Genomic DNA, 4,162 nt, shown 5'->3' on the forward strand with positions numbered 1-4,162 from the left:
ACTCCCCGATCCGAGCCGCGAAAACCTCCGACTCCTCCAAAAGCCCCGCAGCCATCCCCACCCACTGCGAACCCTGCCCCGGAAAGACGAAGACGGTGCCGCCTGCCTTCGCCGTGCCGCGCAGGACTCCGGGGGCGTCCGTGCCGTCGCAGACCGCGTCGAGGGCCGCGCGGAATCCGTCGTGGTCCGCCGCGACGAGGGCCGCGCGCTGCTCGAACACGCTCCGGGTGGTCGCCAGGGAGAAGGCGACATCGAGGTCGGTGTGCTCCGGGAGGGCGTCGAGGTGGTCGCGGAGCCGTACGGCCTGGTCGCGCAGGGCCTGCCGGGTGCGGCCGTGAAGCAGCCAGGGGAAGGCCGTGTCCTGGGCTTCCGCATCGTCGCCGGTGTGCTCCGGGACGTCGTCGCCGGCCTGCTCCAGGATGATGTGGGCGTTGGTGCCGCTGATGCCGAAGGCCGACACGCCGGCCCTGCGCGGACCGTCGCCGCTCGGCCAGTCGATGGTTTCGGCCAGCGGTCGTACCGCCCCCGTGGTCCAGTCCACGTGCGGGGACGGGGCGTCGAAGTGCAGGATTCCGGGGAGTTTGCCGTGCTTCATGGCCAGTACGGTCTTGATCACACCGGCCACGCCGGCCGCGGCCTGCGGGTGCGCGATGTTGGACTTGTGGGAGCCGACCCACAGCGGACGGTCCTCCGCCCGGCCCTGTCCGTACGTGGCGAGCAGCGCCTGCGCCTCGATCGGGTCCCCCAGGGTCGTGCCGGTGCCGTGCGCCTCGACGGCGTCCACATCGGCGGCGGTGAGACCGGCGTTCGCCAGCGCGCGGCGGATGACGCGCTGCTGGGACGGGTTGCTGGGGGCGGACAGGCCGTTGCTCGCGCCGTCCTGGTTGACCGCCGAGCCGCGGATCACCGCGAGCACGGTGTGCCCGTTGCGCCGAGCCTCCGACAGCCGCTCAAGGACCACCATGCCCGCGCCCTCGCCCCACCCGATGCCGTCGGCGGCCGCCGAGAAGGGCTTGCAGCGGCTGTCCGGGGCGAGTCCGCGCTGGCGGCTGAACTCGATGAACATGCCGGGGGCTGCCATCACGGTGACGCCACCGGCCAGCGCGAGCGCGCACTCTCCGTTGCGCAGGGCCTGGGCGGCCAGGTGGACGGTCGCCAGCGAGGAGGAGCACGCCGTGTCCACGGTGTAGGCCGGGCCTTCCAGGCCGAGGACGTACGAGATGCGGCCGGACACCACGCTGGAGGACTTGCCCGTCACGAGGTAGCCCTCGAAGCCCTCCGGGGCTTCGTGCAGCCGGGACCCGTAGTCCTGGTAGACCATTCCGGCGAAGACGCCGGTCGAGCTTCCGCGCAGCGAGACTGGGTCGATCCCGGTGCGTTCCAGCGCCTCCCAGGAGACCTGGAGCAGCACCCGCTGCTGCGGGTCCATGGACTGCGCCTCGCGCGGCGAGATCCCGAAGAAGGCGGGGTCGAAGTCGGCGGCGTCGTAAAGGAAGCCGCCTTCCCGGGAGTAGCTCTTGCCGGCTGCCTCCGGGTCGGGGTCATAGAGGTTCTCCAGGTCCCAGCCGCGGTCGGCGGGCAGGTCGCCGACGACGTCGCGGCCTTCGACGAGCAGTTCCCAGAAGTCCTCCGGGGTGGTGACCCCGCCGGGGAAGCGGCAGCCCATGCCGACGATGGCGATCGGGTCGTCGGCCGAGGCGGGGACGGGGGAGGTACCGGGAACGGCGGAGTCCTGGTCCGGCTCCGCCGCGTCCCGGCCGAGCAGCCGGGTGCGCAGGTGAGCGGCGAGCGCCGTCGGGGTGGGGTTGTCGAACAGCAGGGTGGTCGGCAGACGCAGACCGGTGGCCGCAGCGATGCGGTTGCGCATCTCGACCACCGTCAGGGAGTCGAAGCCGATCTCCTTGAATGCCTTGGCGGCGGGTATCCCGGATGGGGTGGCGTGGCCGAGGACCGCCGCGGCCTGGGTGCGAATCAGGTCCAGCACGAAGCGGAGTTGCTCCTGCGGGGACAGCCCGGCGAGGGTCTCGGCGAGCGCGGGCCCCCCGGCGCCGGTGTCCGCGCCGCCGGCGTCACACGCGGCGGCGAGCGCTCTGCGTACCTCGGGAAGTTCGGCGAGCAGCGGGCTGGGCCGGCCGGCGGTGAACCGCGGGGCGAAGGCCTCCCAGTCGATGTCGGCGACGACCAGTGACGCCTCGGTCCGGCCGACGGCGTACGGCAGTGCCTCGATGGCCCGCTCGGGCGGCATCGGGGGCACGCCCCGGCTGCGCATCCGCTGCTCGACGGCGTCGTTCACCATGCCGCCACCGCCCCAGATGCCCCAGGCCACGGAGGTGGCCGGCAGCCCTTGGGAGCGGCGGAGTTCGGCCAGGGTGTCGAGGGAGGCGTTGGCGGCGGCGTAGGCGGCCTGGCCACCGTTGCCGAGGACGCCCATGACGGAGGAGAACAGCACGAAGGCGTCCAGGTCCTGCCCGGCGGTGAGTTCGTGCAGGTTGACGGCGGCGGTCAGCTTCGGCCGCAGGGCGCCCGCGAGCCGATCGGGGGTGAGCGCGTCGATCACGGCGTCGTCGAGGACGCCGGCGGTGTGGACCACCGCGGTCAGCGGCTGGTCGGCGGGAACCGCGTCCAGTACGGCGGCCAGCGCGTCCCGGTCGGCCGCGTCGCAGGCCTCGACCGTCACCGCCACGCCATGCCCAGTCAGTTCGGCCACCAGCTCGGCGGCGCCGGGCGCGGCCATGCCCCGGCGGCTGATCAGCACCAGGCGCTCGGCACCGTGTCCGGCCAGCCAGCGGGCGAAGCGGGCGCCCAGCGCGCCGGTGCCGCCGGTGACGAGCACCGTGCCCGAGGGACGCCAGGCGTTCTCGCCCATGTCCTCGTCCTCCGTCGTGCGTGCAACGCGGACAAGGCGTCGGGCGAGCACATCCGTGGCCCGGATGGCCAGTTGGTCCTCCTCACCGCTCTGGGCGAGGACGGCGCACAGTCTGCGGAGATCCCGGTCGTCGATCCGGTCGGGGGTCTGTCCGTCGAAGGTCGCGGGCAGGTCCACGAGGCCGCCCCAGCGTTCCGGATGTTCGAGACGGACGACCGCGCCGAAGCCCCACAGCTGTGCCTGGCCGGAGTCAGCCGCCACGTCGTCGGAGTCGGCGTGGACCGCCGCGCGGGTCACGCACCACAGGGGCGCGTTGACCGCGGCGTCGCCGAGGGCCTGTACGAGGGCGAGGGTGCCGCTCAGTCCGGCCGTCACGTCCGGCAAGGCGGGCGCGGTCCCGGGAGAAAGGGCGAGCAGGGAGAGCACGCCGCGGGGCTGGGGCAGCTCCGCGAGCTCGGTGACGAGCCGCTCGCCGAGCCGCTCGCGGTCCGTGTCGGCGTCGACGGCCAGGACGTGCGGCTGCGCGCCCAGGGCCGTCAGAGCGTCCCGTACTCTCGCGACGATGCCGTGCGCGGCCGCCGGCGGCTCTTCGCTTCCGGGCAGCAGGGCGGCGGGGACAGCCAGCAGCCAGGTGCCGTGCAGCGCGGGTCGGGGCGTCTCGCCCACCGGACGCCACACCACCTGGTAGCGGAGGCTCTCCGCCTCGCTCAGCTCCCGGCGCTTGTCACGCCAGGCGGACAGCAACGGCAGCAGCCCGTCGTAGGAGGTGGAGGCGTCGGCGCCGAGCAGTCGGCCGAGGGCGTCGCCGTCGCCGCGCTCGACCGCGTCCCACAGCGGGGCGTCGAACGCGTCGGTGTCGTCGCGGCCGGCGGCAGTGTCGACGGGCTCGGGCCAGTAGCGCTCGCGCTGGAAGGCGTACGTGGGCAGCTCCACCACGCCCGCGCCGGCGGCGTCGAAGGCCGGCTGCCAGTCGACCGGGACTCCGCGCACCTGGGCCTCGGCGACCGAGAGCAGGAAGCGTTCGGTGCCGCCCTCGCCCCGCCGCAGGGAGCCGAGGACCACGACCCCGTCGGGTGAGGTCGTGCCGTCCTCCTCGACGGCTTCCAGCGACTCCACGGTTTCCTGCACGGCCGTGGTGAGCACGGGGTGCGGGCTCATCTCCACGAAGACGTCGTGGCCGTGGTTCAGCAGCAGACGGGTCGCTTCTTCGAAGCGCACGGTTCCGCGGAGGTTGCGGTACCAGTAATCGGCGTCCAGAAGAGAGGTGTCGACCGGCTCCCCACTCACCGTCGAATA

1 protein-coding gene is annotated in these 4,162 nt (G+C 73.5%); it reads right to left on the minus strand.

Annotated features, from left to right (window positions below):
* Nucleotides 1-4,162, minus strand: a 4,162-nt coding sequence (locus ACZ7L9_RS37980) for an SDR family NAD(P)-dependent oxidoreductase (protein WP_471422083.1), incomplete at both ends; no start/stop codon positions are given.

It is taken from the genome of Streptomyces sp. NPDC111516, from assembly GCF_055635345.1.